Source organism: Pseudomonas sp. GW821-FHT02A11, from assembly GCF_059421985.1.
The window spans coordinates 68555-91219 of the sequence record NZ_JBWKWB010000009.1 but is presented as its reverse complement, the minus strand read 5'-3'; the positions used below and the strand labels follow the sequence as shown (position 1 = coordinate 91219).

General features: G+C 60.4%; 26 protein-coding genes. 17 read left to right on the top strand and 9 right to left on the bottom strand.

Annotation, left to right across the window (positions count from 1 at the left end; all coding sequences use genetic code 11):
• Nucleotides 1–96: 96 nt before the first annotated feature.
• The 4 genes from AC07V9_RS15300 to AC07V9_RS15285 all read right to left on the bottom strand — a co-directional run bounded on the left by AC07V9_RS15300 (nt 97) and on the right by AC07V9_RS15285 (nt 4397).
• A complete protein-coding gene (locus tag AC07V9_RS15300) occupies nt 97–387 on the bottom strand; it encodes a YceK/YidQ family lipoprotein (protein WP_274136294.1) in 291 nt (96 codons plus the stop codon).
• Nucleotides 380–1009, bottom strand: coding sequence for a flavin prenyltransferase UbiX (gene ubiX / locus AC07V9_RS15295; RefSeq protein WP_166597464.1), 630 nt, complete (start codon nt 1007–1009; stop codon nt 380–382). The genes AC07V9_RS15300 and ubiX overlap by 8 nt, the downstream gene beginning before the upstream one ends.
• The gene (gene mpl, locus AC07V9_RS15290) at nt 1006–2355 is read right to left on the bottom strand and encodes a UDP-N-acetylmuramate:L-alanyl-gamma-D-glutamyl-meso-diaminopimelate ligase (RefSeq protein WP_495016515.1); all 1350 of its coding nucleotides are present in this window, start codon (nt 2353–2355) and stop codon (nt 1006–1008) included. The genes ubiX and mpl overlap by 4 nt, the downstream gene beginning before the upstream one ends.
• A gap of 125 nt (nt 2356–2480) precedes the next feature.
• Nucleotides 2481–4397: a sigma-54-dependent Fis family transcriptional regulator gene (locus tag AC07V9_RS15285; protein WP_495016514.1), complete on the bottom strand. Its 1917-nt coding sequence runs from the start codon at nt 4395–4397 to the stop codon at nt 2481–2483.
• 295 nt (nt 4398–4692) lie between these two features.
• Between AC07V9_RS15285 and exaC the strand changes: the two genes are divergently transcribed.
• From exaC to AC07V9_RS15230, 11 genes are all read left to right on the top strand, one after another.
• Nucleotides 4693–6213: an acetaldehyde dehydrogenase ExaC gene (gene exaC, locus AC07V9_RS15280; RefSeq protein WP_495016513.1), complete on the top strand. Its 1521-nt coding sequence runs from the start codon at nt 4693–4695 to the stop codon at nt 6211–6213.
• Between the two features lie 294 nt (nt 6214–6507).
• Nucleotides 6508–6960, top strand: a complete 453-nt coding sequence (locus tag AC07V9_RS15275; protein WP_495016512.1) for a GNAT family N-acetyltransferase — start codon at nt 6508–6510, stop codon at nt 6958–6960.
• Nucleotides 6961–7211: 251 nt separating this feature from the next.
• Nucleotides 7212–7859, top strand: a complete 648-nt coding sequence (locus AC07V9_RS15270; RefSeq protein ID WP_495016511.1) for a DedA family protein — start codon at nt 7212–7214, stop codon at nt 7857–7859.
• 3 nt (nt 7860–7862) lie between these two features.
• Complete coding sequence (locus AC07V9_RS15265) at nt 7863–8687, top strand: M90 family metallopeptidase (RefSeq protein ID WP_495016510.1); 825 nt, start codon at nt 7863–7865, stop codon at nt 8685–8687.
• 101 nt (nt 8688–8788) lie between these two features.
• Entirely contained in the window at nt 8789–9316 is a 528-nt protein-coding gene (gene ppa / locus AC07V9_RS15260; RefSeq protein WP_045881121.1) for an inorganic diphosphatase, read from the top strand.
• Nucleotides 9317–9711: 395 nt separating this feature from the next.
• Complete coding sequence (locus AC07V9_RS15255) at nt 9712–10437, top strand: LexA family transcriptional regulator (protein WP_495016509.1); 726 nt, start codon at nt 9712–9714, stop codon at nt 10435–10437.
• 19 nt (nt 10438–10456) lie between these two features.
• Nucleotides 10457–10699, top strand: a complete 243-nt coding sequence (locus AC07V9_RS15250) for a hypothetical protein (protein WP_495016508.1) — start codon at nt 10457–10459, stop codon at nt 10697–10699.
• Nucleotides 10700–10809: 110 nt separating this feature from the next.
• Nucleotides 10810–11319 carry a TIR domain-containing protein gene (locus AC07V9_RS15245; RefSeq protein ID WP_495016507.1) on the top strand — a complete coding sequence of 170 codons (510 nt, stop codon included), beginning with the start codon at nt 10810–10812 and terminating at the stop codon, nt 11317–11319.
• A complete protein-coding gene (locus AC07V9_RS15240; RefSeq protein WP_495016506.1) occupies nt 11316–12170 on the top strand; it encodes a macro domain-containing protein in 855 nt (284 codons plus the stop codon). The genes AC07V9_RS15245 and AC07V9_RS15240 overlap by 4 nt, the downstream gene beginning before the upstream one ends.
• Nucleotides 12167–12613 (top strand): HIT family protein, encoded by a 447-nt coding sequence (locus tag AC07V9_RS15235; protein WP_495016505.1) that lies wholly within the window; start codon nt 12167–12169, stop codon nt 12611–12613. Before AC07V9_RS15240 ends, AC07V9_RS15235 begins: the two co-directional genes overlap by 4 nt.
• A gap of 117 nt (nt 12614–12730) precedes the next feature.
• Nucleotides 12731–13192, top strand: coding sequence for a YccF domain-containing protein (locus tag AC07V9_RS15230; protein WP_495016504.1), 462 nt, complete (start codon nt 12731–12733; stop codon nt 13190–13192).
• A 239-nt stretch (nt 13193–13431) separates the two neighbouring features.
• Here the strand turns inward: AC07V9_RS15230 and AC07V9_RS15225 are convergent, their stop codons facing one another.
• Together AC07V9_RS15225 and AC07V9_RS15220 are read right to left on the bottom strand one after the other, a co-directional pair.
• The gene (locus AC07V9_RS15225; RefSeq protein WP_495016503.1) at nt 13432–14127 is read right to left on the bottom strand and encodes an RNA/DNA-binding domain-containing protein; all 696 of its coding nucleotides are present in this window, start codon (nt 14125–14127) and stop codon (nt 13432–13434) included.
• A 118-nt stretch (nt 14128–14245) separates the two neighbouring features.
• Nucleotides 14246–14386, bottom strand: a complete 141-nt coding sequence (locus tag AC07V9_RS15220) for a hypothetical protein (protein WP_495016502.1) — start codon at nt 14384–14386, stop codon at nt 14246–14248.
• A gap of 317 nt (nt 14387–14703) precedes the next feature.
• On the opposite strand from AC07V9_RS15220, the gene yiaY reads away from it, so the two are divergent.
• On the top strand, nt 14704–15852 hold the full coding sequence (gene yiaY / locus AC07V9_RS15215) for an L-threonine dehydrogenase (protein ID WP_495016501.1): 1149 nt from the start codon (nt 14704–14706) through the stop codon (nt 15850–15852).
• Nucleotides 15853–15955: 103 nt separating this feature from the next.
• Here yiaY and AC07V9_RS15210 read toward each other — a convergent pair whose 3' ends face one another.
• The 3 genes from AC07V9_RS15210 to AC07V9_RS15200 form a co-directional block, all read right to left on the bottom strand.
• Nucleotides 15956–16837, bottom strand: coding sequence for a LysR family transcriptional regulator (locus AC07V9_RS15210; RefSeq protein WP_495016500.1), 882 nt, complete (start codon nt 16835–16837; stop codon nt 15956–15958).
• Nucleotides 16838–16895: 58 nt separating this feature from the next.
• Nucleotides 16896–17648, bottom strand: coding sequence for a maleate cis-trans isomerase family protein (locus tag AC07V9_RS15205; RefSeq protein ID WP_495016499.1), 753 nt, complete (start codon nt 17646–17648; stop codon nt 16896–16898).
• Between the two features lie 237 nt (nt 17649–17885).
• Nucleotides 17886–18791: a LysR family transcriptional regulator gene (locus AC07V9_RS15200; protein WP_495016498.1), complete on the bottom strand. Its 906-nt coding sequence runs from the start codon at nt 18789–18791 to the stop codon at nt 17886–17888.
• Between the two features lie 116 nt (nt 18792–18907).
• On the opposite strand from AC07V9_RS15200, the gene AC07V9_RS15195 reads away from it, so the two are divergent.
• The 5 genes from AC07V9_RS15195 (at nt 18908) to ispA (ending at nt 22529) form a co-directional block, all read left to right on the top strand.
• On the top strand, nt 18908–19915 hold the full coding sequence (locus AC07V9_RS15195) for a zinc-binding alcohol dehydrogenase family protein (RefSeq protein ID WP_495016497.1): 1008 nt from the start codon (nt 18908–18910) through the stop codon (nt 19913–19915).
• Nucleotides 19916–20022: 107 nt separating this feature from the next.
• Nucleotides 20023–20676 (top strand): oxygen-insensitive NAD(P)H nitroreductase, encoded by a 654-nt coding sequence (nfsB, locus tag AC07V9_RS15190; protein WP_495016496.1) that lies wholly within the window; start codon nt 20023–20025, stop codon nt 20674–20676.
• A 216-nt stretch (nt 20677–20892) separates the two neighbouring features.
• Nucleotides 20893–21150 carry a DUF2790 domain-containing protein gene (locus AC07V9_RS15185; RefSeq protein ID WP_495016495.1) on the top strand — a complete coding sequence of 86 codons (258 nt, stop codon included), beginning with the start codon at nt 20893–20895 and terminating at the stop codon, nt 21148–21150.
• Nucleotides 21151–21402: 252 nt separating this feature from the next.
• The gene (locus tag AC07V9_RS15180; protein WP_495016494.1) at nt 21403–21645 is read left to right on the top strand and encodes an exodeoxyribonuclease VII small subunit; all 243 of its coding nucleotides are present in this window, start codon (nt 21403–21405) and stop codon (nt 21643–21645) included.
• The gene (gene ispA, locus AC07V9_RS15175; RefSeq protein ID WP_495016493.1) at nt 21642–22529 is read left to right on the top strand and encodes a (2E,6E)-farnesyl diphosphate synthase; all 888 of its coding nucleotides are present in this window, start codon (nt 21642–21644) and stop codon (nt 22527–22529) included. The genes AC07V9_RS15180 and ispA overlap by 4 nt, the downstream gene beginning before the upstream one ends.
• The last annotated feature ends 136 nt before the right edge of the window (nt 22530–22665 follow it).

The window sequence follows — 22665 nt, the reverse complement described above, 5'->3', positions numbered from 1 at the left end:
GGTACATCCGAGAGAGATTCACAAGGATGTCAAACCGTCTCGCGAATGAATTCGCTCCCACAGCTCCCACAGGTCATCCACAGGCCAGCGGCGCCACTACATCCCACCCGTCGCCTGAAACCCCACGCCCAACGCCGTCAGGATCGATAACGGCAGCAGCACCGTGTCCAACAACGCGCTGCCCGGCAAGTCCAGCATCGGGTATTTCGGGGCCTCGGCGCCAAAGCGATCCTTCTCGCAGCACCCGCCCTGAATCGCATAGAGATCCAGCCGAGTCCCGGAATAGACCACCGGCGCGCCCGGCTGATTGGCGTCCAGCGTGCGCACGGTGGAGCAACCAGTGGCCAGTAACAGGCCGAGGGTGAGGACAAACAGCTTCTTATTCATCGGCGCCGAAATGATGCTCGCCCCAACGCGGCAGCATGTCCTGAGGGATGTTCAGCAGGTTGAGAATCCGAGCCACGACAAAATCCACCAGATCATCGATGGTCTGCGGCTGGTGATAAAAGCCCGGCGAGGCCGGAAGAATCACCGCGCCCATGTTCGACAGCTTGAGCATGTTCTCCAGATGAATGCTGGAAAACGGCGCTTCGCGAGGCACCAGGATCAACTGACGACGCTCCTTGAGGGTCACATCGGCGGCGCGTTCGATCAGGTTGTTGCAGGCGCCGGTGGCAATGGCCGACAAGGTGCCGGTCGAGCACGGCACCACCACCATCGCAGCGGGCGAACCCGAGCCTGAGGCCACGGGCGACATCCAGTCTTCCTTGCCGTAGACGCGAATCTGGCCATCGGCCGCGCCGGTGTATTCGGTCAGAAACGCTTGCATCATCTGCGGCTTGGGCGGCAGGGTGACGTCAGTTTCAGTCGCCATCACCAACTGCGCGGCCTTGGAAATCAGAAAGTGCACTTCCCGATCCTCCCGCACCAGACAGTCCAGCAGGCGCAGACCGTACTGTGCGCCGGAGGCGCCGGTCATCGCCAGGGTGATGCGTTCCGGCCCACTCATTTCAGCGCCTCGGCCAGCTTGCCGTGCAGGCCGCCGAAGCCGCCGTTACTCATGATCACCACGTGAGTGCCGGGCTGGGCCTGGCTTTTCACGCGTTCGATGATGGCGTCCAGCGAGTCGCAGACGATCGACGGGGTTTTGCACAGCGCGGCGGTCGCGGCCAGGTCCCAACCCAGATTGGCCGGTGCGTACCAGACCACTTGATCGGCTTGATCGACACTCTCCGGCAAGCCATCGCGGTGCGCGCCGAGCTTCATGGAATTTGAACGCGGCTCGACGATGGCGATGATCGGCGAGTCGCCCACCTTCTTGCGCAAGCCGTCCAGCGTGGTGGCGATCGCGGTCGGGTGGTGAGCGAAGTCGTCATAAATGGTGATGCCGCGCACCTCGGCGACTTTCTCCATACGACGCTTCACGCTCTTGAACGCGCTCAGGGCTTCAACGCCCTGCTGTGGCACGACACCGACATGGCGCGCGGCTGCCAAAGTGGCCAAGGCGTTGGCGACGTTGTGTTGACCGGTCATGCCCCAATCGACCACGCCTTGCACAACGCCCTCGAACAGCACTTCGAATTTCGAACCATCTTCGCTCAGCAGCCTGGCTTGCCACTGGCCGCCCTGCCCTGTGGTTTGCACAGGCGTCCAGCAGCCCATTTGAATCACGCGCTCCAGGGCAGGCTCGGTGGTCGGGTGAATGACTAGGCCTTCGCTCGGAATGGTGCGTACCAGATGGTGAAATTGCCGCTCGATGGCAGGCAGATCCGGGAAGATGTCGGCGTGATCGAACTCAAGGTTATTGAGGATCGCGGTGCGTGGGCCGTAGTGAACGAATTTCGAACGCTTGTCGAAGAAGGCGCTGTCATATTCGTCGGCCTCGACCACGAAAAACGGCGTATCGCCCAAGCGGGCAGACACGGCAAAATTCTGCGGCACGCCACCGATCAGGAAACCTGGCGCCATACCGGCGTGTTCCAGCACCCAAGCCAGCATGCTGCTGGTGGTGGTCTTGCCGTGGGTCCCGGCAACCGCCAGCACCCAGCGACCGCGCAACACGTGATCGGCCAGCCACTGCGGGCCGGAAACGTACGGCAGGTCCTTGTTCAGGACGTATTCGACAGCCGGGTTGCCCCGCGACATGGCATTGCCGACCACCACCAGATCGGGAGCCGGATCCAGGTGCGAAGGGTCGTACCCTTGCATCAACTCGATGCCCTGCGCCTGGAGCTGAGTGCTCATCGGCGGGTAGACATTGGCGTCGGAGCCCGTGACCTTATGCCCCAAATCCTTGGCGAGAACCGCCAGCGAACCCATGAACGTGCCGCAAATACCCAGAATATGAATGTGCATGACTAACCTCTTAAAACATTCGCGCAGGTTAGCTTAGAAGGAGGGCAGTGCGCACGGGGCAATTGAATCGCAAGTTGATCATCGCCGAACACGGTTCTGTGGGAGCGAATTGTGGTGCGCCTGGGCTATCGGGAGATCCCGTGCTTGCGCAGCTTTCTATATAAGGTATTGCGACTGACCCCCAGCGCCTGCGCCGCGTGGGTCATGTGCCACCTGTGAGCCTCAAGAACTGCCACCAGCGCCGACCGCTCGGCACAATCCAGCGGGGAATCAGGCGCTTCGGGGGTTTCCGCTTTTTGCACAACGCCCTGACGAATCATTTGCGGCAGATCACCCAGGCAGATCCGATCCGCCTCACACAACGCGGCCAACGTCCTCAGCACATGACGCATTTGCCGAACGTTGCCCGGCCAGTTGAAACCCAGTAACAGCTGCCTGGCATCCGGCTCAATCACCACCGGATAGCCACCGGCTTCTTCCTGCAGCAAAAAGTCCAGCAACTGCGACTTGTCGCTGCGTTCACGCAGCGCTGGCAGCGCGACCTCCAGGCCGTTGAGCCGGTAATAAAGATCCTCGCGGAAGCTGCCATCTTCCACGCGGCCCAAGAGATTACGGTGTGTCGCGCTGATGATGCGTACATCCACCGCCTGCGGTTCTCCGCCGATCGGCACCACCATACGTTCCTCCAACACCCGCAGCAAACGGGTCTGCAACGCTACCGGCATGTCGCCAATTTCATCGAGGAAGAGTGTCCCGCCGTCAGCCTGTTGCAGCTTGCCGCGCATGCCTTCCTTGCGCGCGCCGGTGAAACTGCCGCCGCGATAGCCGAACAATTCGCTTTCGATCAGGCTCTCCGGGATGGCCGCGCAGTTCAACGCCACGAATGGCCGAGCCGCGCGCTGACTGGCCTGATGCACGGCCTTGGCGAACGCTTCTTTCCCCGAGCCCGTTTCACCATTGACCAGCAACGGCACGTCCCGCTCAAACACCTTCAAGGCGCGGCGGAAATCGCTTTGCAACGCGGGGTCGCCCAGGCAAATGCCACTCAAAGCAGGCTGCGCAGCGACTTTGGCGCCAACAGGTGTTGAAAGGGTTTTCAGCCCGGCTCGCGATTGCCCACGCAGCACCGCGAAAAATCCGCGACCATCACGGGTGCGCAATGGCCAGCTGGCAGCAGCATCCGGCGCTGCGCGGCTCATCAGGTCATCCAGCGAGCAGTCGAACAACGACGCCACAGGCTGGCCCACCAGATCGGCACGGTTCAGGCTCAGCAGATTCAACGCGCTTTGATTCAGCGCACTGACTCGACCCTCGCCATCGAAGGCCAACAACCCTTCGCTGAACAGGCCGACCGAGCCAGCCTGCAGGTGAAAGCGCAGCAGCCACTGATCGTCGAAATGGCGCAGGAAGTAATTGCTTTCAATCATCTTCGCCGAGAGGTTGACCAGCGCCATGGTGTGAAACTGGCTCTGGCGTGACACATCGTGCCGGGCCGAGGAAACATCGAGTACGGCAAGCAGGTCGCCATGCGGGTCGAACACCGGGCTGGCCGAACAGGTGAGCCCGGTGTGCCGACCGCGGAAGTGTTCGTCACGATGAATGGTCACCGACTGACGTTCGACCAGGCAGGTGCCGATGCCGTTGGTGCCTTCCCGCGACTCACTCCAGTCGGCGCCGAGCCACAGACCGGCGCGCTCGAAAATCCGGCGTTCGCCAGGCTCGGTGACGCAATTGAGGATCACCCCGCGATCATCGGTCAGCAGCACGGCATGCCCACCGGAAAGCTGCTGATGCAGGCTGTTCATTTCACCGCCCGCGATGCTCAGCACCTGCTGCAGCCGCTCGCGGCTCTCCAGCACCCGCGCGTGTTCGAGCACGGTCGGCGCCATGGGTTGGGCGGGGTCGAGGTGGTAGTCCTCAAGGCAACGCGTCCACGAGCGGGCGATGGACGGGTCGGCGCCTGGGCCGTAGCGATGATGGGCCTTGCCTTGAGCCACGGTGAGAACCTGTTGGGCGTGTCGAGTCAGGTGATTGCTGGGCACTTTTTATTTTTCCCCTGCTGCGTTGGCGACCAGCATCCTCCTCGCCTTGTTGCATTGCAATGCTTCCAAAGGTGCGGCTCGGTGAGCTGTGCCACTTTCGATACAAACTGTCACCCTGACTGCCCCGCATCTGGCACAAGGACATCGGCCAAGCGTCTGAAATATCGGCAAAACCCTTATAACCGGGCACCACACGGCAGTGGCCCGCGCTTTGCTCTACGCTTTAACCAAGCGCCGCGACCTGTGCAGCCGTGCGTTATCCCCACACAATCACAAGAGCAAGGAGATATTCACCATGCGTTATGCCCATCCCGGTACTGAAGGCTCAATCGTTACCTTCAAGTCCCAATACGGCAACTACATCGGTGGCGAGTTCGTGCCGCCGGTCAAAGGCCAATACTTCGAAAACACCTCGCCTATCACCGGCAAGCTGATCGCAACCTTTCCTCGCTCCACTGCCGAAGACATCGATAAAGCCCTGGACGCCGCCCACGCCGCTGCCGATGCGTGGGGCAAGACCTCCGTTCAGGAACGCTCGCTGACCCTGCTGAAAATCGCCGACCGCATCGAGCAGAATCTCGAACTGCTGGCCGTGACCGAAACCTGGGACAACGGCAAGGCCGTGCGCGAAACCCTCAACGCCGACATCCCGCTGGCGGTCGACCACTTCCGTTATTTCGCAGGCGTGCTGCGTGCCCAGGAAGGCACCGCCGCTGAAATCGACGGCAACACCGTGGCGTACCACATTCACGAGCCGCTGGGCGTGGTCGGCCAGATCATTCCGTGGAACTTCCCGCTGCTGATGGCTGCCTGGAAACTCGCGCCTGCCCTGGCCGCCGGTAACTGCATCGTGCTCAAACCGGCCGAGCAAACCCCGCTGGGCATCGCGGTGCTGATGGAGCTGATCGGCGACCTGCTGCCAAAAGGCGTGCTGAACGTCGTGCAAGGTTACGGCCGTGAAGCCGGTGAGGCCCTGGCCAGCAGCAAGCGCATCGCCAAGATCGCCTTTACCGGATCGACCCCGGTGGGCTCGCACATCATGAAACTGGCGGCCGACAGCATCATACCGTCCACCGTGGAGCTGGGCGGCAAGTCGCCGAACATCTACTTCGAAGACGTGATGAGTGCAGAACCCGAGTTCATCGACAAAGCCGCTGAAGGCGTGGTGCTGGCGTTCTTCAACCAGGGCGAAGTCTGCACCTGCCCTTCGCGCTGCCTGGTTCAGGAATCGATCTACCCGCAGTTCATGGAAGCGGTGATGAAGAAGGTCCTGAAGATCAAACGCGGCGACCCGCTGGACACCGAGACCATGGTCGGCGCTCAGGCTTCGCAGCAGCAGTTCGACAAGATCCTTTCCTACCTCGACATCGCTCAGGGCGAGGGTGCCGAGCTGCTGACCGGCGGCAAGGTCGAGAAAATGGAAGGCTCGTTGGCGACCGGCTACTACATCCAGCCGACGTTGCTCAAAGGCAACAACAAGATGCGCGTGTTCCAGGAGGAAATCTTTGGCCCGGTGGTCAGCGTGACCACCTTCAAGGATGAAGCCGAAGCCGTGGCCATTGCCAACGACACCGAGTTTGGTCTGGGCGCTGGCGTGTGGACCCGCGACATCAACCGCGCCTACCGCGTGGGCCGCGCCATCAAGGCCGGTCGCGTGTGGACCAACTGCTACCACCTGTACCCGGCGCACGCTGCATTCGGTGGTTACAAAAAATCCGGCGTCGGCCGCGAAACCCACAAGGTTGCGCTCGAGCATTACCAACAGACCAAAAACCTGCTGGTGAGCTACGACATCAACCCGCTGGGCTTCTTCTGATTCAGCGATAGCGCGTCAAATGACGGCCTCCTCGGAGGCCGTTTTTGTTACGCCGCACATCACTCCCCTGTGGGAGCGAATTTATTCGCGATGCGGTTGTTGAACGATGAAGATGTATTGCCCCTACCCGCCTCTTCGCGAGTAAATTCGCTCCCACAGAGGCCCTTCAGGATGACCAGTCCCGCTTTTGGATTGCGCTTTCTAAACCGCTTAGGCACAGTCGAAATCGTCTGCCCCCGTGCCAGGCGCGTCCTCCCCCTTTCATGCATTTCCCAATGAAGCTGAGGCCCAACCATGCGGATCATCCAAGCCACCCTGGAGCACCTGGACCTATTGACCCCGCTGTTCGTCAAATACCGCGAGTTCTACGGCGAACTGCCCTTTCCTGACTCCTCCCGCAAGTTTCTGGAGAAACGCCTGAGCCGCGAAGAGTCGGTCATTTATCTCGCGCTGCCGGACGATGACGACGGCAAGCTACTTGGCTTTTGTCAGCTCTACCCCAGCTATTCCTCCCTGTCGCTCAAGCGCGTGTGGATCCTTAACGATATCTACGTCGCCGAAGACGCGCGCCGTCAGTTGGTGGCCGATCACCTGATGCAAACAGCCAAGAAGATGGCCCGCGAAACCCAGGCCGTGCGCATGCGCGTATCCACCAGCGCCAACAACGAAGTGGCGCAAAAGGTGTACGAGTCGATCGGTTTCAAAGAAGACACGCAGTTCAAGAACTACACCTTGCCGATTAATTGAGTCGATTCCCGGACTTGTAGGAGCGCGCTTGCCCGCGATGGGCTGTCAGGCGACATCGCAGCGGTGGGTCGAATGCCATTGCGGGCACGCTCGCTCCTACAGGGCCTCATATCCCATCACTACCAAATGTTTCAATCTGCACACAGACCTCGGCAACATCCCGTTTCTTGCCTCTATAATGCGGCCCCAATCAGCAGTACTTATCGACCCCGCACGTGACCCGGCACGGGTCTCTCAATCAGGTGCCGTACATGGATTTCAACCCGATCGACCTCATCCTTCACCTCGACGTCTACCTCGACATGCTGGTGACCCACTACGGCACCTGGGTCTACGCGATCCTCTTCCTGGTGATTTTCTGTGAGACGGGGCTGGTCGTAACACCTTTCCTGCCGGGCGATTCCCTGCTGTTCATCGCCGGCGCGGTGGCCGCTGGCGGCGCCTTGGACCCTGTGCTGCTGGCCTGCCTGCTGATGGCCGCGGCGATCATCGGCGACAGCACCAACTACGTCATTGGCCGCACGGTTGGCGACAGGCTGTTCAAGAATCCCGACTCGAAGATCTTCCGTCGCGACTATCTGGCCAAAACTCACGAATTCTACGAACGCCATGGCGGCAAGACGGTGACCCTGGCGCGCTTCCTGCCGATCATCCGCACCTTCGCCCCGTTCGTGGCGGGCCTGGGCAAGATGCACTATTTCCGTTTCCTGGGTTTCAGCGTATTGGGCTCGATCCTCTGGGTCGGCAGCCTCGTCACGCTGGGTTACTTCTTCGGTAACATCCCGTTCATCAAGAAGAACCTCACCCTGCTGGTGCTGGCGATCATCCTGCTGTCGCTGCTGCCGATGATCATCGGTCTGGTGCGCGGCCGGATGGGCCGTTCTGCCGCTGCTCGCTGAGTCATGTGGTCGCTCGGCGACTGGCTCAAACGTCGCACGCTGGCGCGCAACCCTGTCGACCCTGAAATCTGGGAGCGGGTGCGCCAGCGCCTGCCGATGCTCGACGGCCTCAGCGACGGAGAGGATCGCCACCTGCGCGACAGCTGCGTGTTGTTCCTGCGGGCCAAGCACCTGACAGCGCTGGAAGGCGTCGCGCTGGACGATGAATCGCGCCTGTTCCTCGCCGCGCAAGCCCAGTTGCCGTTGCTGGCCCTGGGCGATTTGAACTGGTATCAGGGCTTTCACGAAATCATCCTCTATGGCGATGATTTCATCAGCCCGCAACGGCATCGCGACGCCAGCGGTATCGAGCACGAATGGGATGGCGAACACAGCGGCGAAGCCTGGTTGCAAGGGCCGGTGATCCTTGCCTGGCCCGGTGTGTTGTCCAGTGGCGGCTGGGAAGCCTACAACCTGGTGATCCACGAACTGGCGCACAAACTCGACATGCTCAATGGCGACGCCAACGGCCTGCCGCCGCTGCATCGCGACATGCGCATCGCCGACTGGGCCAGCGCCATGCAGGGCGCGTTCGACGACATGAACCGCCAGCTGGATGCCGACCCCGACGCCGAAACCGCCATCGACCCGTATGCCGCAGAGAACCCGGCTGAGTTCTTTGCCGTCACCAGCGAGTACTTCTTCAGCGCCCCGGATTTGCTGGTCGAGGCGTATCCGGCCGTCTATGAGCAGCTCAAGGCGTTCTATCGACAGGACCCTCTGGCGCGCCTCGTGGCACTTCAAGAGCAAAACCCGGTCTATCAGGCTCAACACGACGCTCGGGACTGATCGGTGTACATGGTATCCGTTACCAAATATGCCTATAATCCGGGCCACTTTTTGGCGTCGTACGCCAGATTCTGAATGGTCAACCAAGGGGGCAAAGCCCAATGAGCTACAGCAAGATTCCGGCCGGCAAAGACCTGCCGAACGACATCTACGTCGCAATCGAAATCCCGGCCAACCACGCGCCGATCAAGTACGAAATCGACAAAGATAGCGACTGCCTGTTCGTTGACCGTTTCATGGCCACCCCGATGTTCTACCCGGCCAACTACGGTTTCATCCCTAACACCCTGGCCGACGACGGTGACCCCCTCGACGTGCTGGTCGTGACCCCGTACCCGGTGGCGCCAGGCTCGGTCATCCGCGCCCGTCCAGTCGGCGTGCTGAACATGACCGACGACGGCGGCGGCGATGCCAAAGTCATCGCAGTTCCTCACGACAAGCTGTCCCAGCTGTACGTCGACGTGAAGGAATACACCGACCTGCCACCGCTGCTGATCCAGCAGATCGAGCACTTCTTCGCGAACTACAAAGATCTCGAAAAAGGCAAATGGGTCAAGATCGAAGGCTGGGCTGGCGCAGACGCCGCTCGCGAAGCCATCACCAAATCGGTCGCTGCCTACAAAGGTTGATCCGGTTCGCTGCCTGCGAAGCGCTTGCTGCTTCGCAGGTGGCCTCCACGCTCCCCTCCTCTCTTTTCGCTTTTTTTTGCGCACCGGATGTTTAAAACGGCAGCGCATCAAACATGCTGTTTATCGCGACACATCCCCTTACCTCTTCTCACAACAATTAATTAACGCCTGTTCCATTCTTCTCGCGCTAATTGATTATCTGCGTTCGCAATCCCTCAAAACGCCGAGCTGCCTTGCTTGCCGGGCACTGTTGATCAAACTTCAACAATCAAGGAAAGCCCCTACAAAAACACTCGAACGTCGTCATCCTTCTCCCCCGTAACAAACTTGATCCCCCGCGCATTTGAACACTTCGTTCATTTAAACGAAGTTGAACCACACGTAAACTTCGGCCCATGAATACATCAGGTGATCGACTACGCGTCCTTCTGCGAGAGTGCCATCTCTCCGCAACAGACTTCGCCGCCAACCGCAAGGTAACGCCGCAACACGTGAACAACTGGTTCAAACGCGGCATCCCCATGGCGCGTATGGAAGAAGTCGCCGAACTGCTGAGCGTCAATGTCCGCTGGCTGCGCAGCGGCGAGGGCCCCAAGCACCCCGGAGAAGGCCGCGACAAACACAGTGTGGACAGCACCCCCCGATCGCGAAGCGAACGCACAAGCGCCCGCGAAGAACTGGATATGCCGCTCTACACCGAACTGCAAACCCAAAACCCGGGCAAAACCGCCGTCGGCGAAGCGCCCAGCCAGAAGGTGCGCCTGGCCCGGCGCGTGCTCGAGGCCATGGACGTGGAGCCACACAATGCCATCTGCGTGGCCATGGTCGGCAACAGCATGGCCGACAAGATCCAGGACGGCTCGCTGATCGGCGTCGACCGCGGCCGCGTGAACGTCATCGACGGCGAAATGTACGCCCTCGAACACGACGGCATGCTGCGTGTGAAATACCTCTATCGCCTGCCGGGCGGCGGTTTGCGCCTGCGCAGCCACAACGCGGGCGAGTACCCCGACGAGATCTTCAGCGCCGAACAGATCCAGCAGCAACATATCCAGGTGCTGGGATGGATCTTCTGGTGGTCGACCCTCAACAACCGCCGCCATCCCGCGACAATGCCCTGATTCATAAGGAAAAAGACAAATGGCAATGCATCAAGACTGGGCAGACCCGGCGAGAGTGAGTATCCTGCACGCCTTCGTTTCAACGCCCCTTGGCTACCCGCCGATGGGTGATCGACCCGGTAACGTCTTCGCGACCTGCCTGGTCTGCCTGACAAGCGCCTGCCTGCAGCGCGCACTTTTGCGGATGGGTGCGGTTAGCCAAAAACTAGCCAAGCCTGTCACCGAGAAGCCGGCCACAAGCCGGCTTTTTAACTTCCCCTAAAACGACACCCAATACGCGCTTCACAACACAGCGGCGTGAACCTGCGCCCAGAAAACCGGACATCAATGGATTGAGCGCCCGATATAACTTTCCATACAGGGAGTTTCCCCATGAGCTATCGCAACAAGACCTATATCGCTTTCGCCAGCGAAGACATCAATTGCTATCGATTGATGACCGCCTGGAAAGAACACGAATATATCGACTTCAACTTCTATAACGCCCATGACTTGTTCATTGCCCGCGACACCAGTACGCCCGAGACGATAAAACGCAACTTGCGCGAACGGTTGAAAAACGCCAAACAAATCATTCTGCTCGGCAGCCCCGACTGCAGACGCAAGGGCGGCGACGGAGACTCATTTCTGGCGTATGAAATTGAAGTCATCCTCGAACTCGACTTGCCCATCGTGATCGCCAATCTCTGCCAGACCCGCACGATCGTCAACGCCAACATTCCCAAGCCGATCATCGACGCCAGTCACTTCACCGCGTCTGTCTCCTTCCAGCCGAAGATCATCCAGCACGCCCTCGACAACTACGCCAGCAGCTACGCAGGAAGCGACAAGCGAGGCAGTCATCAGTACGGCGACAAGACCTACACGAGCCTGGGCCTGTGAAAGCCATCCTTCAGGACATGAAGACTTGGCGCTTTTGGCGCCACTTCCTGATGACGCTGCTTGCCTGTCTGGGCGCGCTGTCCACAGCCATGCAAACATTCAACGCCGCCAACCCCGACAGCCATCTGCTGGAGGGGTATGGCGTGCTGGCGGGAATCATCGTGTTATCGGCGTTCGGCGCGATCATCTGGTCGTGGCCACGACCGATTGCGGAAGACTACAACGCGCCGAAAACGCGAATCAGCATCGTCCCCGGCAACATCCTCGAAGAAACCGGGCATCTGGTCATCGGCATCAATGACACTTTCGACACCGAAACCCCGAACATCATCGCCACCTCCAGCCTGCAAGGTCAGGCGCTGCAGGTGCTGTATGGCGGCGACCTCAAGCAGCTCGATGCGCATCTGGATCAGGCGCTGGCCAACAAACCGGTCATCGGTACGCTGGTCAAGGCGGGAAAACAGGCGCAGTACGGCGTGGGCTCGGTGGCGACGGTCAAGCATGCCCATCGCCTGATCTTCTTCCTCGCCTACTGCAAACTGGACGCCCTCAACGTCGCGCGCTCCACGCCCGACAAAGTGTGGAAAAGCCTGCTGGCGCTGTGGGCCGAAGTCTCGATACGGGCCAATGGCGGGACGGTTTCGATCCCGGTCATCGGCGGCGGCCAGGCGCGTCTCTCGAACCTGTTGCCTGCGCAAGACGCCATTCGCTTCACGCTGCTGTCGTTCATGTTCGCCTCACGAGGCTCGAAAATCTGCGACGAGTTGCGCATCGTCGTGCGCCCCGATGACTACAACCGCCTGGACCGGCTGGAATTGCAGTCGTTTCTGTCGTCGCTGAGGTCCTCATGAGCCAGAAAACCAGCATCGACCTGCCCGACAACCACAGCTGCGCCTTCTGCGCGTACCTTAAAGGCGAGCGGCCCTACACCATCCTGTCGCGAACCGCCGACACCGCAACCTTCGTCACCCGCGAACAACGCGGCCACCCGCATCTGCTGGTGCTGCCCCTGCGGCACATGCCCTCGTTGCTGGAAATGACCGAGCACGAAATCGCCGCCGTCGCCATCGAAGTGCGCAACGCCGCCATCCTGATCGAAGAGGCCTACGCCAAACCCGGCATCGCCGTGTGGCAGAACAACGGCGTGCCGGCCGGCCAGGCCATCAGCCACGTGCACTTTCACGTCGCCGGCACATTGCCTGGCGGAGGCACCGATTTTGGCGAAGTGCGCGAGCTGTCAGTGGCCGAGACCGACGAAATTGCCCAGAGGCTGTTGAGCCATCGGCGGCTTTAACCCATGCCTCAACTGGCAAATAGCTCAACAGGCTTACCCGACGAACGGTACGGTGCTACCATCCGCGCCACTACGCAGCACCTCAATGGAACGAACATTCAAAGCAAGGAGTAAACGATGCGCGCTATCGGTAATTTTCTGTGGTTCATCCTCGGCGGAATCTTCATGGGCCTGGCCTGGTGGCTCGTCGGGATCATCGCTTTTGTCACCATCATCGGCATCCCGTGGGGCAGAGCCTGTTTCGTGATCGGCCAGTTCTCCTTCTTCCCCTTCGGCAAAGAAGCCATCAGCCGCAAAGAACTGCACCAGAAAGACGACATCGGCACCGGCGGCCTTGGCCTGCTGGGCAACATCGTCTGGTTCATCTTCGGCGGTTTCTGGCTGGCGCTTGGGCACGTAATGTCCGCGCTCCTGTGCTTCATCACCATCATCGGCATCCCGTTCGGGATTCAACACCTGAAACTGGCCGGCGTCGCACTGGCACCGATCGGCAAGACCATCGTGGCCAAAGAAGTGGCGGAAATGGCGAGGAAGGCGAATGCCGAGGAGTCGGTGAGGGCTTTGCGGGCTAACGCGTAACGCTCAGCCGCCCACTGATACTCGCCTGTTGCAAGGGCGGGCGAGCACCTCCCTCGGTTTGAAGTGACAAGGACCGAGCCTCGCGCCTTTTTGATAGCTGACCACGTCTCCAGTCAAATACCCGTCAAACAAAAATCGCGGAGCCAAGGGCCTCAAGAAGCCCTATTCAGGGCCTTGGGAGCTACAGACTGATGAGACAAAAGACGTCCCAGTCAAATACCAGTCAAATACACCGTGTCTTAGGCCCAGTAGGGTAAATAGCGCGAGGTTTTATTTGACTGGCCTTCTTCATAGGGCTTGATCACTTCTGCTTCCTTCGCATCACGAATGATCCGGGAAGCCATCGCACTGTTCTTGGCATCGATGCCAAACCGCTCGCGGAGCGTCGTGTTGGTCATAGGGTCACGAAGCACATATCGCAGGCAAGCATGCAGATAGCAGGCATAAACCCGCTCCTGTCTGTCCATATCTTTAAGGGCCCTGTGAGCGAAGAGAACGACCCGTAACGACCCTACAGGCCGCTCCCAGCGAGGTGGCGGTAACTGGAAGAGTTCTGTCTCGGAAACCACCTTGTCCACACCGCTGCCACGTTCCTCGCAGATACCTACCCGGCGCATGAACGAGGTTCTGGTCCGCGGGCAAGGGCAGTCCCAACAGCTGGATGTACGCAGATAGTCAAGGAGGGCCAGGGCCTCAGCAGCATCCAGATTGCTCGCAGCTGACAGCTCCTCAAAGGGTGTTTGGTCAAATACTCTCCAAAGTGCTCGCTCCTGCTCAGGGAAGTCTTTGAGGGGCTTCTTATTCGAACCGATCCGTATCAGTTCACGGCCTTCGAACGTCGTTGGCTTTCCATAGGCACTCGGGATTTCAAGCAAAACCAGAGGATTACCGTCGACTGCAAAGGTATGGAATCGAAAATGAAGGCGTGGGCTCAAAAGACTATTTCCTGCGGGTCCGCGTTGTTGTGCTTGAACTCTAGCCAAGGTGTTTCGGCTGGGAGCTTACACAACTCTCGGACAAGGCTGGCAAGGTAGTCAGCGTTGCGCTCAAGGGTCATAAGCCGCCCCAATGCTCGTTCTGGCCACTGACCGCTGCAGTGCTCAAAGCGATGCAACCAACCTCAACTTGTTTGAAGTCGTCAGACAGCCCATCGGCCACGCTCAAAATGAAATTTGTTAGATCCTGCTGATTCACACGAAGGTCCTTCTGAACGAGCAGAACACAAGAAGGGCTTCCTTCGAACATGAAATTGGGGCCGCCTTGCGTTGGTTGCGTTTCGGGTGTCAGAACCTTAACCGGTCAGCGCTGCGAGGACCAGCGAGCTGTCTGGGCTTGTGTTGCCAAATTTACCCATTTGCAACGACACCCAAACCGCCACTACGACCAAAGACCCCCACCCCCGCCCCCTAAAGAACCATTTAGCCCCCCTCGCGTTGCTCCTAGGATGAACCTCACTTGATGAGTGCACCTCTGGCCCTTCGGCCAAATAACCATAAGAAGAGGATTAATCAATGAGCAGCACGTTTTTCATTCCGTCGGTAAACATGATGGGCATCGGCAGTCTCGGTGAGGCGGTGGATGCGATTCGCAAATACGGTTTTCGTCATGCGTTGATCGTGACCGACGCCGGGTTGGCCAAGGCCGGAGTTGCCGACAAGGTGGCCGGGCTTCTGCAGCAGCAGGACATCAACGCGACGATCTTCGATGGCGCCAAGCCGAACCCGACCGTAAGCAACGTGGAAAACGGCTTGCTCAAGCTCAAGGCCAGTGGTGCCGATTTCATCATTTCCCTGGGGGGTGGTTCGCCCCATGACTGCGCCAAGGGCATCGCGCTGGTGGCTGCGAACGGCGGCGAAATCAGTGATTACGAAGGGGTCGACCAGTCCGCCAGGCCGCAACTGCCTCTGATCGCGATCAACACGACCGCAGGGACCGCGAGTGAGATGACGCGTTTCTGCATCATCACCGACGAAACGCGCCACGTGAAAATGGCCATTGTCGACCGCAACGTCACCCCGCTTCTGTCGGTGAACGATCCCTCCCTGATGGCGGCGATGCCGAAAGGTCTGACAGCGGCCACGGGCATGGATGCACTGACCCACGCCATCGAAGCCTACGTATCCATCGCCGCCACGCCGATCACCGACGCCTGCGCACTCAAGGCGGTGGAGCTGATTTCCGCCAACCTGCGCACGGCCGTGGCCGACGGCAACGACATGCCGGCGCGGGAGAACATGGCCTATGCGCAGTTTCTCGCGGGCATGGCCTTCAACAACGCGTCGTTGGGGTATGTGCATGCGATGGCGCATCAGTTGGGCGGTTTTTACGACCTGCCCCACGGCGTCTGCAATGCCGTGTTGTTACCCCATGTGGAGAGTTTCAACGCCAGCGTCTGCCCCGCTCGCCTGAAAGACGTGGCCAGCGCCATGGGCCTCGACACCCAGCGCCTGGACAACGAACAAGGTGCGGCAGCCGCCATTGCGGCCATCCGTCGACTGTCGGCCGACATCGGCATCCCGGGCGGCCTCGCCGAACTGGGCGCCAAGGCCGATGACATCCCGACCCTGGCGGCCAACGCCATGAAGGATGCCTGCGGCTTCACCAACCCGCGCCCGGCGAGTCAGGCGCAGATCGAAGAAATTTTCCGCACGGCGATGTGAGGTATTCGGCGTTTTGACAGGCGCCCTTCGGGGCTCCTGGTTTTTCGATCAAGCCGTTCAACAACTGACCGCAAAGGGGTCTTGCATGCACCCGGTCCGGCGCTTAAGTGCCCAGCACATGCTCCAGAAACAACCCCGCCGCCATCGACAACCCCGCTCGCGACCTCACGCACACGCTAAGTTCGCGACTGGCCCAGTCGTCGTTCAAGCGCACGGCACAGGCGCCGTCCATTTTGTAAATCCCGACACTGCCCTCGGGCATGATGCCGATGCCGACCCCCGCCTGAACCATCAGGCACAGCGCGTCGTAGCTTGAGACTTCCATGCGGATTTTCAGGGAGCGACCCAGATCGTTGGCGGCCTTGATCAGCTGGAAATTCAGGTGCGTGCCGCTGCGCAGGGTGACGTATTCATGGTCGAGGGTTTCGTTGAAGCTGATCGACTCGCGCCCCGCCAGCAGGTGATCGTTGGGTACCAGCAGCACCAGCCGGTCGCTGCGAAAGGGGAAGACTTCGATGTCCGCGCCATGGGGCAGGCGCGTGAAAATGCCGATGTCGGCGCGGTTTTCCGCCACGGCTTTGGTGATCGCCAGGCTTTGCTGTTCTTCCAGGCTGACGTTGATCAGCGGGTAGAGCGTCATGAACGACTTGATCAGCCCCGGCATGAACTGGGTGATGGCCGAGATATTGGCCAGCACCTGCACCGACCCGCGACGCCCATGGGAGTAATCGCGCATCTGCACGACGATCTCGTTGAGGTTGTTCAGCGCACTGCGGGCCATGAACAACAGCGAGAGCCCCGCGTCGGTCGGCGTGATGCCTTTGTTGGTGCGATTGAGCAGTGGCGAATCGAGCAGCTCTTCCAGCTCGCTGAGCCGCTTGCTCACCGCTGCCGCTGCGATGTGTTCGCGCTTGGCGGCGGCAGCGATGGTGCCTTCTTCGACGACACTGACGAAAAGGCGCAGCGAGACAGGATCGAGCTTCATGTGAGGTACCGGGCGTGCGGGCCAGAATGGCCGCCATAGTACCTCGTCAGGCATGGCCTCAGAACTGCCCGGACAGCAGATGACCGGCGTTGGGCACCTGAGCTTTCAGGCCGAGGGTTTTCAGCATCTGGTAAACAGTGGCGACCGAAGCCGACAGCACGGGCTTGTCGAGACGATCCTGTACGACCTGAATTGCCGGCAGCGACGGCATCTGCACGCAGCACGACAGCACCACGCCATCGGCCTGTCCGATGTTCAACCTGTCGGCGTGGGCCACCAGATTCATCGGGTCCAGACGACCGACTTCGAGGTTGTCAGACACTTCCAGGCTGATCGAGTCGACCACTTCGATGCCGGCCGCTTCGATGTAGTCGATGACCTGCTGGGTCAGCGGCTTCATGTACGGGGTGATGATCGAAACCTTTTTGTAGTTGAGCAGGTTCAGGCTGTCGATCAGCGCACCGGCCGAACTCAACACCGGGGCGTTGGATTTGTTGCCTGCCACGGTCTTGCCCAGACGCTCTTGGGAGACTTTGTGGTAGCCCGCGCCCTGACACATGATCGCCACCAGACACGCGTACGCCATGACATCGACCCGCGCATCGCTCAGTTCCAGCGCGCAACGGTCGCTGTCGATGTCCATCTTTTTCAGCTCCTCGGGGCTGACGTGCATCATGCGCATGCGCGAGGAGTGGAAGGTGAAACGCTCTTCGGGAAAAAGACCGTAACGCGAGGTCAGCATCGCCGGAATTTCGGTTTCCATGGTGGTATTGGAGCTGGGAACGATCTGGCCGATTCGAAAGTGTTTCATGGGCTCTCCTTCATTTCGCCAATAGCGAGGGGTCATGTGCGACCGATGGTAGGAGTGCTGCAACGAGGCGTATATCAGGCATTGGCGAGCCTGCCATCGCGTACGGCGATGGCAGAAGAAACCGTTTCAAATCCCTGTAGCAGTCCGGCTTGCCGGCGGTGGGCCCCGAAAGACCGCTGCCGCCGGCAAGCCGGGCTGCTACAGGGGCAGGCGTACACACCGAAGTTGCGCAAGCCATCACAGCAACTTGGGCAACCCCTTCTCCATCTCGACAAACCGGCTCTTGAGCATCGAATGCAACTGCTGCACCGCCGGCGAAAACTGCTTGCGGTGCGGGTACACCAGATTCAGCGGGGCAGGTTCGCCGGGGTAGTCGGGGAGCAGCAGTTCCAGACGCCCGGCGAGCACATCGTCGCGCACATCGACCCAGGATTTATAAGCAATCCCCTCGCCCGCCACGGCCCAGCGCCGCACCAGATCAGCATCATCCGTCAGCAATGGCCCCGTCACGGTGAACACGCGCCCGCCCAACGGCCATTTGTCGTAAACGCGGCCGTTGAGGATGTATTGCAGGCAGTCGTGACGCAGCAAATCGTCCGACTCGGACGGCCGTCCCTTGCGCGCCAGATAGTCGGGCGATGCCACCAATACGCGACGATTCCAAGGCGCCAGCGGCAGGGCGATGTAGTTGGCGTCTTCGATCACGCCGCTGCGAATCGCTACATCCACGGGGTCGCGAAACATGTCGGCCACCTGATCGGACACAAACAACCGCAGGTTCAGCGCCGGGTGCTGGCGGCGAAATTCGGTCAGCCATTCGAGCATCACGTTGCGCCCCAGATCCGAAGGCATCGCCACCTGCAGCGTGCCTTGCAGTTCGGCGCTTTCGCGGCGCAGCTTTTCACGGCCATCGCGCAAGGTATCGAGGACGGTCTGGGCGGTGGGCAGGTATTGCTCGCCCTCGGCGGTCAGCCGCAGGCTGCGAGTGGAGCGAGCGAACAGGCGGATGTCCAGCTCGCGCTCCAGGCGCTTGATCGCCGCCGCGACCTGTCCCGGCAGCAAGTCCACTTCCCTCGCGGCGTTGGAGAAACTGCCCAATGCGGCGGTCCGAACGAACAGGGTCAGGTCATCGATGCGGATCATTTTCACTCCAGCTGTGAAAGTGTTGGCGCATTGTGCGGGTTTTTCTTGTCGACGGAGAAGAACAAGATAGCCGCGACTCCTGAACAAATCGCCTTCATCACTTTAGAGAGAACGCCATGAAAGCCATCGCCTTCACCCAACACGGCCTGCCCATCGACGATCCTAAATCGCTGATGGACATGGATTTGCCCAAACCGACCCCTGGCCCTCGGGATCTGCTGGTCGAAGTGCGGGCGATTTCGGTGAACCCCGTGGACACCAAAATCCGCGCAGGCTCGGCTGCCACCGAACCAAAGGTAGTGGGTTGGGACGCCGTTGGCGTGGTGCGTGAAACCGGCAGCGACGTCACGCTGTTCAAGGCGGGCGACGAAGTGTTCTACGCAGGCTCCATCGCCCGCCCCGGCAACTACAGCGAATTTCATGTGGTGGACGAGCGCATCGTTGGCCGCAAGCCCGAGTCCATCGACAACGCCCACGCTGCCGCGCTGCCGCTGACGTCGATCACCGCCTGGGAATTGCTCTTCGATCGCCTGGGCGTCAAGGAAGGCGCGGGCGAAAGCGACAGCCTGCTGATCATCGGCGCCGGGGGAGGCGTGGGTTCGATCCTCGTACAGCTGGCCCGTCAATTGACCAAACTCACCGTGATCGGCACCGCCTCGCGCCCGGAAACCGCCGAATGGGTCAAAGGCCTCGGCGCCCACCACGTGATCGACCACAGCCAGCCGCTGGTGGCGCAACTAGAGCAAATCGGTGTCGGCCAGGTCAGCCATGTCGCAAGCCTGACCCACACCGACAGCTACTTCGCGCAACTGATCGACGCCCTGCGCCCACAAGGCCAACTGGCACTGATCGACGACCCGAAAACCCTCGACGTGGTGCCGATGAAGCGCAAGGCGCTGTCGCTGCACTGGGAGCTGATGTTCACCCGTTCGCTGTATGAAACCCCGGACATGATCGCCCAGCACGAATTGCTCAACCGCGTCTCCAGCCTGATCGACCAAGGCGTTTTGAAGACCACCCTGGGCGAGCATTTCGGCACCATCAACGCCGAAAACCTGCGTCGCGCTCATGCAGTGATCGAGAGCGGCAAGGCCCGCGGGAAGATCGTGCTCGAAGGGTTCTGAACCCACTGTTCAACCAACAGGCTGCATGTGAAGATCGGCGCCCTTTGCGGCGCTGGCATTCGATTGCGCCCAGTATTTTTCAGCCCTTTATGACTCAGGAGCGTTTCATGCAACTCACCGCACTCGCAAAATCCCGCTACACCACCAAGGCTTACGACAGCAGCCGCACCATCCCACAGGAAACCATCGACACCCTGCTGGACCAACTGCGTCACAGCCCGTCGTCGGTGAATTCGCAGCCGTGGCATTTCATCGTCGCCTCTGACGAGCAAGGCAAAGCGCGCGTAGCCAAGGGCGCGGAAGGCGCATTTGCTTACAACGAAGCGAAGATTCGCAATGCCTCGCACGTGATCGTGCTGTGCACCCGCACGGAAATGACCGAAGAGCACCTGCAGGCCGTACTGGCCCAGGAAGAACAGGATGGGCGTTTCGCCAATGCCGACGCCAAGGCCGGGCAGAACAACAGCCGTCGCGGCTACGTGAACCTGCACAAGCATGATTTGAAAGACGTGCAGCACTGGATGGAAAAGCAGACGTACCTGGCCCTCGGCACCCTGCTGCTGGGCGCGGCGTCGTTGGGTCTGGATGCAACGCCAATGGAAGGCTTTGACTTCAAGAAGCTCGACGCCGAGCTGGGCCTGCGTGAAAAGGGCTTCACCAGCCTTGTAATCGTTTCACTGGGTTACCGCAGCGAGACGGATTTCAACGCCAAGCTGCCGAAATCGCGCCTGTCCCACGAAGCCGTATTCACTCATCTGTAAGGCGCAGGCCCCGAGAGCCTTGGCTTTCGGGCAGTTGCGAGAGGTTATTTCCAGGCAAATGTATCGCTGTGTATCTACCTGCCGGGTGGATACGCAGGGATTCGTATCACCCGGTTGCTGGACACATCCGGGATACGGGAAGCGCGTTAAATGGGACCCATCGAGACAGCACACAGCGGTCTCAACCGATCCCCCTTAACGTACGGAGTCAACGCCATGAACTGGAAAAACCTCAGCATCGCTTCCCTGTTTGCCGCCCTGAGCCTGGGCGCTGTCGCTGCCAATGCCTCTGAAGTCAAAGCGCAGAACTACATGTACGGCGACCACCTGGACATCGCCAAAGTGTTGTCGGTCGACGAAAGCTCTTCCGCCTGCGGCATCGTCAAGGCGCGCCTGACCTACCTCGACTCAATGGGCAACAAGCAGGCCGTGGACTACAAGACCATCGCCCAGGATTGCCCGCGGGATAATTGACCGACGGCCCCGAATTGATCTCAGGGTGACCTGGAGAAGACGTCGCAGGTTCGACAGCAGCGAAACCGGTGAGTCAGACAAACCGCTTTCGCTACTGTCGCAACCTCCACAGCTCACACAGGTTCAGCGCATGCGGTGGATCTGTGAGCATGTCGACTACCTCAATACCGACCGGCCCGGCACCTCTCATTTGCCCCAATGCCTTCGCTCTGCTAGTGTCCTGCCGGTTTACCGTCTACCGGGATAGCCGCCATGGCCCGCAAGAAAGCTGCACTGGATTTCGAACAGTCCCTCACGGATTTGCAAACGCTGGTCGAGCGTCTGGAGAACGGCGAGCTGTCGCTGGAAGACTCGTTGACCGCCTTCGAACAAGGCATCCGCCTGACCCGCGAGTGTCAGAGCGCGCTGGCGCAGGCCGAACAGAAGGTGCAGGTCTTGCTGGAACGCGATGGCGATCTGGCCGAGGAACCCTTTGACGCGGAACAGCCAGAATGATCGCCGAGTACCTGGCCCTCAGTCAGGCCCGCGTCAATGCGGCACTGGAAACCCTGTTCAACGCCCCCTCACCTGAATTGACCCGCCTGTACCAGGCCATGGGCTACAGCGTCACCAACGGCGGCAAGCGCGTGCGCCCGCTGTTGGTCTACGCCGCCTGTGAAGCCTTGGGTGGTAATGCCGAGCACGCCAATGGCGCGGCCTGCGCAGTCGAGCTGATCCATGCCTACTCGCTGGTTCACGACGATCTGCCGGCCATGGACGATGACGACCTGCGTCGCGGCCTGCCCACCACCCATAAAGCCTTCGACGAAGCCTGCGCGATTCTCGCCGGTGACGGCCTGCAAACCATGGCCTTCAGCGTATTGAGCAACAGCAAGCTGACCCCGCAGGACGCCGAGACACGTCTGAAGATGGTCGCCACCCTCGCCCACGCCGCTGGGCCTGCCGGCATGGTCGGCGGTCAGGCCATCGATCTGGGTTCGGTGGGTCTCAAGCTCGACCAGCAAGCCCTGGAATTCATGCACCGGCACAAGACCGGGGCGCTGATCGAGGCCAGCGTCAAGCTCGGCGCCCTGGCCAGCGGTCATGCCAGCCAGGTGCAGCTCGATTCCCTGCAGATCTACGCCCGCGCCATCGGCCTGGCGTTCCAGGTGCAGGACGACATTCTCGACGTCGAAAGCGATACCGCGACCCTGGGCAAGCGCCAGGGCGCCGACATCGCGCGCGACAAGCCGACCTACCCGGCGTTGCTGGGGCTGCAAGAAGCCAAGCATTACGCGCTGGAACTGCGCGATCAGGCGCTGGTGGCACTGCGACCTTTCGACGCGGCAGCCGAGCCTCTGCGCGCGCTGGCCCGATATATCGTCGAGCGCCGCAACTGATCAGCGTTCCCGCACTCTATCTGTAGGAGCGCGCTTGCTCTGGGCGGCGTTGCGGCGATTGCTGTCGGCCTGTCACACATATGCCGCCTAATCAACGCAACCGCAGGCAAGCGCGCTCCTACACGGTCAAACCTGA

Bases quoted from the DNA above. Each gene is read 5' to 3' on its own strand.
- AC07V9_RS15300 (WP_274136294.1), bottom strand. From the start codon at position 387: ATGAATAAGAAGCTGTTTGTCCTCACCCTCGGCCTGTTACTGGCCACT.
- ubiX (WP_166597464.1), bottom strand. From the start codon at position 1,009: ATGAGTGGGCCGGAACGCATCACCCTGGCGATGACCGGCGCCTCCGGC.
- mpl (WP_495016515.1), bottom strand. From the start codon at position 2,355: ATGCACATTCATATTCTGGGTATTTGCGGCACGTTCATGGGTTCGCTG.
- exaC (WP_495016513.1), top strand. From the start codon at position 4,693: ATGCGTTATGCCCATCCCGGTACTGAAGGCTCAATCGTTACCTTCAAG.
- AC07V9_RS15275 (WP_495016512.1), top strand. From the start codon at position 6,508: ATGCGGATCATCCAAGCCACCCTGGAGCACCTGGACCTATTGACCCCG.
- AC07V9_RS15270 (WP_495016511.1), top strand. From the start codon at position 7,212: ATGGATTTCAACCCGATCGACCTCATCCTTCACCTCGACGTCTACCTC.
- AC07V9_RS15265 (WP_495016510.1), top strand. From the start codon at position 7,863: ATGTGGTCGCTCGGCGACTGGCTCAAACGTCGCACGCTGGCGCGCAAC.
- ppa (WP_045881121.1), top strand. From the start codon at position 8,789: ATGAGCTACAGCAAGATTCCGGCCGGCAAAGACCTGCCGAACGACATC.
- AC07V9_RS15255 (WP_495016509.1), top strand. From the start codon at position 9,712: ATGAATACATCAGGTGATCGACTACGCGTCCTTCTGCGAGAGTGCCAT.
- AC07V9_RS15250 (WP_495016508.1), top strand. From the start codon at position 10,457: ATGGCAATGCATCAAGACTGGGCAGACCCGGCGAGAGTGAGTATCCTG.
- AC07V9_RS15245 (WP_495016507.1), top strand. From the start codon at position 10,810: ATGAGCTATCGCAACAAGACCTATATCGCTTTCGCCAGCGAAGACATC.
- AC07V9_RS15235 (WP_495016505.1), top strand. From the start codon at position 12,167: ATGAGCCAGAAAACCAGCATCGACCTGCCCGACAACCACAGCTGCGCC.
- AC07V9_RS15230 (WP_495016504.1), top strand. From the start codon at position 12,731: ATGCGCGCTATCGGTAATTTTCTGTGGTTCATCCTCGGCGGAATCTTC.
- yiaY (WP_495016501.1), top strand. From the start codon at position 14,704: ATGAGCAGCACGTTTTTCATTCCGTCGGTAAACATGATGGGCATCGGC.
- AC07V9_RS15210 (WP_495016500.1), bottom strand. From the start codon at position 16,837: ATGAAGCTCGATCCTGTCTCGCTGCGCCTTTTCGTCAGTGTCGTCGAA.
- AC07V9_RS15205 (WP_495016499.1), bottom strand. From the start codon at position 17,648: ATGAAACACTTTCGAATCGGCCAGATCGTTCCCAGCTCCAATACCACC.
- AC07V9_RS15200 (WP_495016498.1), bottom strand. From the start codon at position 18,791: ATGATCCGCATCGATGACCTGACCCTGTTCGTTCGGACCGCCGCATTG.
- AC07V9_RS15195 (WP_495016497.1), top strand. From the start codon at position 18,908: ATGAAAGCCATCGCCTTCACCCAACACGGCCTGCCCATCGACGATCCT.
- nfsB (WP_495016496.1), top strand. From the start codon at position 20,023: ATGCAACTCACCGCACTCGCAAAATCCCGCTACACCACCAAGGCTTAC.
- AC07V9_RS15185 (WP_495016495.1), top strand. From the start codon at position 20,893: ATGAACTGGAAAAACCTCAGCATCGCTTCCCTGTTTGCCGCCCTGAGC.
- AC07V9_RS15180 (WP_495016494.1), top strand. From the start codon at position 21,403: ATGGCCCGCAAGAAAGCTGCACTGGATTTCGAACAGTCCCTCACGGAT.
- ispA (WP_495016493.1), top strand. From the start codon at position 21,642: ATGATCGCCGAGTACCTGGCCCTCAGTCAGGCCCGCGTCAATGCGGCA.